The organism is Shigella sp. SIG6, assembly GCF_053555815.1.
This window is the reverse complement of sequence record NZ_JBQZXC010000168.1, coordinates 1-6,009: the sequence shown is the minus strand read 5'-3', so window position 1 is coordinate 6,009 and position 6,009 is coordinate 1. Positions and strand designations below refer to the sequence as shown.

At 51.0% G+C, this 6,009-nt stretch carries 7 protein-coding genes; 5 read left to right on the top strand and 2 right to left on the bottom strand.

The genetic code is table 11. The features are described from left to right. A partial coding sequence (locus tag ACUU1M_RS18155; protein ID WP_449144722.1) for a hypothetical protein occupies positions 1–264 on the top strand: 264 nt, incomplete at its 5' end. 54 nt (positions 265–318) lie between these two features. Here ACUU1M_RS18155 and ACUU1M_RS18150 read toward each other — a convergent pair. Then, positions 319–648 carry a SymE family type I addiction module toxin gene (locus ACUU1M_RS18150; RefSeq protein ID WP_000807564.1) on the bottom strand — a complete coding sequence of 110 codons (330 nt, stop codon included), beginning with the start codon at positions 646–648 and terminating at the stop codon, positions 319–321. 128 nt (positions 649–776) lie between these two features. On the opposite strand from ACUU1M_RS18150, the gene ACUU1M_RS18145 reads away from it, so the two are divergent. Together ACUU1M_RS18145 and phrB are read left to right on the top strand one after the other, a co-directional pair. Beyond that, positions 777–1,286, top strand: a complete 510-nt coding sequence (locus ACUU1M_RS18145; protein WP_001053303.1) for a YbgA family protein — start codon at positions 777–779, stop codon at positions 1,284–1,286. After that, positions 1,283–2,701 carry a deoxyribodipyrimidine photo-lyase gene (phrB, locus tag ACUU1M_RS18140; RefSeq protein WP_000207084.1) on the top strand — a complete coding sequence of 473 codons (1,419 nt, stop codon included), beginning with the start codon at positions 1,283–1,285 and terminating at the stop codon, positions 2,699–2,701. Before ACUU1M_RS18145 ends, phrB begins: the two co-directional genes overlap by 4 nt. Positions 2,702–2,850: 149 nt before the next feature. Here the strand turns inward: phrB and dtpD are convergent, their stop codons facing one another. Then, positions 2,851–4,332 (bottom strand): dipeptide permease DtpD, encoded by a 1,482-nt coding sequence (dtpD, locus tag ACUU1M_RS18135; protein WP_001032694.1) that lies wholly within the window; start codon positions 4,330–4,332, stop codon positions 2,851–2,853. Positions 4,333–4,602: 270 nt separating this feature from the next. Between dtpD and ybgI the strand changes: the two genes are divergently transcribed. Continuing rightward, the gene (gene ybgI / locus ACUU1M_RS18130; RefSeq protein WP_000798874.1) at positions 4,603–5,346 is read left to right on the top strand and encodes a radiation resistance protein YbgI; all 744 of its coding nucleotides are present in this window, start codon (positions 4,603–4,605) and stop codon (positions 5,344–5,346) included. Positions 5,347–5,368: 22 nt separating this feature from the next. Continuing rightward, the coding region (gene pxpB / locus ACUU1M_RS18125) for a 5-oxoprolinase subunit PxpB (protein WP_449144721.1) at positions 5,369–6,009 on the top strand (641 nt) is incomplete at its 3' end.

Below are 6,009 nucleotides of genomic sequence, written 5' to 3'. Positions count from 1 at the left end.
TATCCTTTTAGATTAGATGAATATGCTATGATAGGGCATTCACCTTATGCCAATGAATGTAATAAAGATGAAGCTAAATTTAAACTACGAATATCATCATTTTTAGCTTCTGACATAGATAATGAATACGATCCATCATATGATTATGTTGGAAAATATGAAATTATCGCTTCACTTAATGAGTTAAAAACTAGGTTAAGTACTCTTCATGTAAACTTGGAGCAATTTATAAATTCATCGGAAGATGATGAGTATCCATTATAATAAGACAGAATAAAAAGCTAGGAAGGTTTTAAATCTTCCCAGCTTTTTTAATATTTAACTTTCGTTCAGCACACTAAACATCCCATCCCGCATCCCCTTAACTACCTGTTTAACCTGATAAAGTTCCTCCCGCAGTTCCTGCACCTCGTCACTGTCAGCGATGATGGTCAGGCCCCCCTCCGAAATCTTCACCGTGACACCCCGTCCGGTATCAAATCCGGCCTCTTTCAGCCAGTCGCCCTTAAGGTGCAGGCTGGGATGTTGTGAATAATACCGGGCTATACCGGTTTTGCGGTCCTGGTGGCGGGCTCTGACATAGCTGACTTTATAGCGGCGCTGTGTTTTGGAAATGGTGACTTCTGGCGTAATATCGTGTTCAGCCATGATTAACTACCTTGATTAGTTGCTTGCGGGGAGCGCGCTTTCGTAATCTTGCCCTGCTAGCGGATTAACTTCACAAACATCATTTACCAACGTCTACACTTACTCCTGTATACCGTTCAGGAGCAGTAATGAATCTACAACGATTTGATGACAGCACCCTAATCCGTATCTTCGCCCTTCATGAGTTACATCGACTGAAAGAACATGGCTTAACGCGCGGGGCGCTTCTCGATTATCACAGCCGCTATAAACTCGTCTTTCTGGCCCATTCTCAGCCCGAGTACCGCAAACTTGGCCCGTTTGTGGCTGATATTCATCAGTGGCAAAATCTGGATGATTTTTACAACCAGTACCGCCAACGCGTAATTGTTTTGCTTTCTCATCCCGCCAACCCGCGCGATCACACCAACGTTTTGATGCACGTTCAGGGTTATTTTCGCCCGCATATTGATTCCACAGAACGCCAGCAGCTGGCTGCGCTTATCGACAGTTATCGCCGTGGCGAGCAACCACTTCTTGCGCCGCTGATGCGTATCAAACACTATATGGCGCTTTATCCTGACGCCTGGCTTTCAGGGCAGCGTTATTTCGAACTTTGGCCGCGTGTGATTAACTTGCGCCATTCAGGAGTTTTATGACTACCCATCTGGCCTGGTTTCGCCAGGATTTACGTCTGCACGATAATCTCGCACTGGCTGCCGCCTGCCGCAATTCGTCTGCACGCGTGCTGGCGCTGTATATCGCTACACCACGCCAGTGGGAGACGCATAACATGTCGCCGCGTCAGGCTGAACTTATCAATGCTCAACTGAATGGGCTACAAATCGCGCTGGCGGAAAAAGGTATTCCTTTATTGTTCCGTGAAGTGGATGACTTTGTCGCCAGTGTCGAAATAGTTAAACAGGTGTGCGCGGAAAACAGCGTTACTCATCTTTTTTATAACTATCAGTATGAGGTGAATGAGCGAGCGCGGGATGTGGACGTTGAAAGAGCGCTGCGTAACGTGGTGTGTGAAGGATTTGATGACAGCGTGATCCTGCCGCCGGGGGCGGTGATGACCGGCAATCACGAGATGTACAAAGTCTTTACGCCTTTTAAGAATGCCTGGCTGAAACGGCTGCGGGAAGGGATGCCGGAGTGCGTCGCTGCACCAAAAGTTCGTAGTAGCGGATCGATAAAGCCCGCGCCATCCATTACGCTGAATTATCCTCGTCAGTCTTTCGATACTGCGCATTTCCCGGTGGAAGAAAAAGCGGCGATTGCGCAATTACGCCAGTTTTGCGAGAACGGTGCTGGAGAGTATGAGCAACAACGAGATTTTCCGGCAGTGGAAGGCACCAGCCGTTTGTCCGCCAGCTTGGCAACGGGCGGGTTATCGCCTCGCCAGTGTTTGCATCGCTTGTTGGCGGAACAGCCGCAGGCGCTGGACGGTGGGGCCGGTAGTGTCTGGCTTAGTGAGCTGATCTGGCGCGAGTTCTACCGTCATCTGATGACGTATTACCCCTCGTTGTGTAAACATCGTCCATTTATTGTCTGGACGGATCGTGTGCAGTGGCAAAGCAATCCCGCACATTTACAGGCCTGGCAGAAAGGCAAAACGGGATACCCGATTATTGATGCCGCTATGCGTCAGCTTAACAGCACTGGCTGGATGCATAACCGGCTACGGATGATTACAGCCAGTTTTCTGGTGAAAGATTTGTTGATCGACTGGCGCGAAGGCGAGCGATATTTCATGTCGCAGCTGATTGATGGTGATTTGGCAGCTAATAACGGTGGCTGGCAGTGGGCGGCTTCTACGGGTACTGATGCTGCGCCGTATTTTCGTATTTTCAATCCGATAACTCAGGGCGAGAAATTTGACCGTGAGGGCGAGTTTATTCGTCGATGGTTACCGGAGCTGCGCAATGTACCAGGGAAAGCGGTGCATGAGCCGTGGAAGTGGGCGCAGAAAGCAGGTGTGAAGCTGGATTATCCGCAACCGATAGTCGAGCACAAAGAGGCGAGAGTACAAACGTTGGCAGCGTATGAGGCGGCGCGGAAGGGGAAATAACAGACGCGTCAGGCAATCGAGCCCAGATGCCGGATGCGGCGTGAACGCCTAATCCAGCCTACAAATTTGTGCAAATTCAATAAATTGCAGGAAATACGTAGGCCTGATAAGACGCGTCAAGCGTCGCATCAGGCATCGGTGCTGGCCTATTATGACTCCAGCGCCAGCGCGCGGTTTCTGAATTTCAGCGCCTGATACAGCCAAATCATCAGTACCAGTCCTACACACGCCAGTGCGCCCCAGGTAATTTGATCAAATACTTCAATATATGCATTGATGGAGTAGTTGATCGCCCCGGAAGCATCAAACGAAGCCTGCGATGTCTGATCGGCAATCACGCCCGCCAGATAGTTCGCGATCGCGCCAGAAAGCAGCATGTAGATGCCGGTTAATACGCCGGTCACGCCCGGAATTTCAATGCGCGTAATTTGCGACATGGCAACCGGGTCGATAAACAGTTCCGCAAAGCCCATCACCGCGAGGCCTAACACCATCAGTGGCAGAGAAGAGTGACCATACATTGCGGACCAGCGGGCGCTTAAGGTCAGAATGCAGAATCCGGCGCTCATCAGGCCAAGGCCAAGAGCAAATTTTCCCCAGATGCGCACGGTACGATTACCTGCGACGCTTTCTTTAACCACCCACGCCAGGAACACACCGCACAGCATAACTGCGAAGGCATTAATCGACTGGAACATCGCGGTCGGAACGGTATAACCAAACATATCGCGGTTAACGAAGCGGTCGATATAAAGGCTAATCGAGCTACCGCCCTGTTGTGCGAAGGCCCAGAACAACATACTGAAGAAGGTGAGCGTCACAATCAGCCCCAGCTCCTTCCGCTGTTTCTGGTTTTCTGCTTTGCGATAAATTTTTGCCAGTACACCCAGGCCAATAATAGTCGCGACAATTAAGGCGTATACCGACCACTCTTTCCAGAACAGCACGGTAATCAGTGCAGGCGTTGCCACCAGCAGAACCAGCAGCCATCCCCAGTTCGGCAGGAGAAAGTTTGTCGCACGCAGTACTTTTTTGTTAACGCCGCGGGTATGAGTGAAATGACGATTGCCACATAAGAAAATGACCAGACCCGCGATCATGCCAACCGCCGCCAGGCCAAAGCCCATCGCCCAGCTGTACTCTTCCTGGGCGTAACCACAGGCGATAGGTGCGATAATAGACCCCACGTTACCCGCCGCATACATCAGCGAGAAACCGCCATCACGACGCGGATCGGTTGGCTCATACAGCTCGCCGAGCAGACAGCTTACGTTAGATTTAAACAGGCCATAGCCGCAGACGATAATCGCCAGGGACAGATAGAGGAATGACGGATGGATCTCACTGGCACCCAGCACCACATGACCGATCGCCATCAACAACGCCCCCAGCATCACCGCCATGCGATTGCCGAGAACTTTATCCGCCAAAAAGCCACCGAGGATTGGCGTGACATACACCAGCGAACAGTAGGCGCTAAATAACTCGTAGGCGTGAGTATCGTTGTATTTTAGTTGATTGGTGAGATAGAGAATCAGCAGGGCACGCATGCCGTAAAAGCTAAAATATTCCCAGATTTGCAGCGCAACGACATAGTAAATAGCGCGCGGTTGTGATGCGTGTTTATTCATAATAATTCCACAATTGACGGCAACGTCACGTAATAGTTGCGCGGCGTGCTTGTGTTTCCTTAAAGTTAAAACTTTGATACAGATCTGATTATTTATGCAATATGCTGTCTGATTGCATAAATATACATTAGCTGAAGCGTGATGATATAAACAATTTGCGTCTTTTGGCGTCGGGTTTGTTTCTTAATATGTCAAAAGATTGGCTATCGACGAACAGGCGAGGTAACGCTATGTTAACGGTGTAGCTATCAGAATACGGAAGGCGCGAAGATGAAAAACACCGAACTGGAACAACTGATTAACGAAAAACTGAACAGCGCGGCGATTAGTGATTACGCGCCGAATGGTTTGCAGGTGGAAGGCAAAGAGACGGTGCAAAAAATTGTTACCGGTGTCACCGCCAGCCAGGCTTTGCTCGATGAGGCAGTGCGTCTGGGCGCGGATGCGGTCATTGTGCATCATGGCTACTTCTGGAAAGGAGAGTCTCCGGTCATTCGCGGAATGAAGCGTAACCGTTTAAAAACGTTGCTGGCGAATGATATCAACCTGTATGGCTGGCATTTGCCGCTTGACGCACATCCTGAGCTGGGCAATAACGCACAGCTGGCGGCGTTACTGGGGATCACGGTCATGGGCGAAATTGAGCCGTTGGTGCCGTGGGGAGAGCTGACCATGCCTGTGCCGGGAATGGAACTAGCCTCCTGGATTGAAGCGCGTCTGGGACGTAAGCCGTTATGGTGTGGCGATACCGGACCTGAGGTGGTCCAGCGCGTCGCCTGGTGCACGGGCGGCGGGCAAAGTTTTATCGATAGCGCCGCGCGTTTTGGCGTGGATGCTTTTATTACTGGCGAAGTTTCTGAACAGACCATTCATTCAGCCCGCGAGCAGGGATTGCATTTTTATGCTGCAGGTCACCATGCCACTGAACGCGGTGGTATTCGCGCATTGAGCGAGTGGCTGAATGAAAATACCGATCTTGATGTGACCTTTATTGATATTCCTAATCCTGCATAACGAATAATCAGAGGGATCGAAAGTGCAACGAGCGCGTTGTTATCTGATAGGTGAAACGGCGGTAGTGCTGGAACTGGAACCGCCGGTGACGCTGGCTAGCCAGAAACGGATCTGGCGACTGGCGCAGCGTCTGGTGGATATGCCGAATGTGGTTGAAGCCATTCCCGGCATGAACAATATCACGGTGATTTTGCGTAATCCTGAGTCGCTGGCGCTGGATGCCATAGAGCGTTTGCAACGCTGGTGGGAGGAGAGCGAGGCCCTGGAACCTGAGTCTCGCTTTATTGAAATTCCGGTGGTTTACGGTGGTGCAGGCGGACCGGATTTGGCGGTGGTCGCGGCGTATTGCGGGTTGAGCGAAAAACAGGTTGTTGAATTGCACTCCTCCGTGGAATACGTGGTCTGGTTTTTAGGTTTTCAACCGGGCTTCCCGTATCTCGGGAGTTTGCCGGAACAACTACACACGCCACGGCGCGCTGAACCGCGCTTGCTCGTTCCGGCAGGTTCTGTCGGGATCGGCGGGCCGCAGACTGGTGTTTATCCGCTGGCAACGTCGGGTGGCTGGCAGTTGATTGGTCATACCTCACTCAGCCTGTTTGATCCGGCGCGTGACGAACCCATCTTATTACGTCCGGGAGACAGCGTGCGATTTGTACCGCAGAA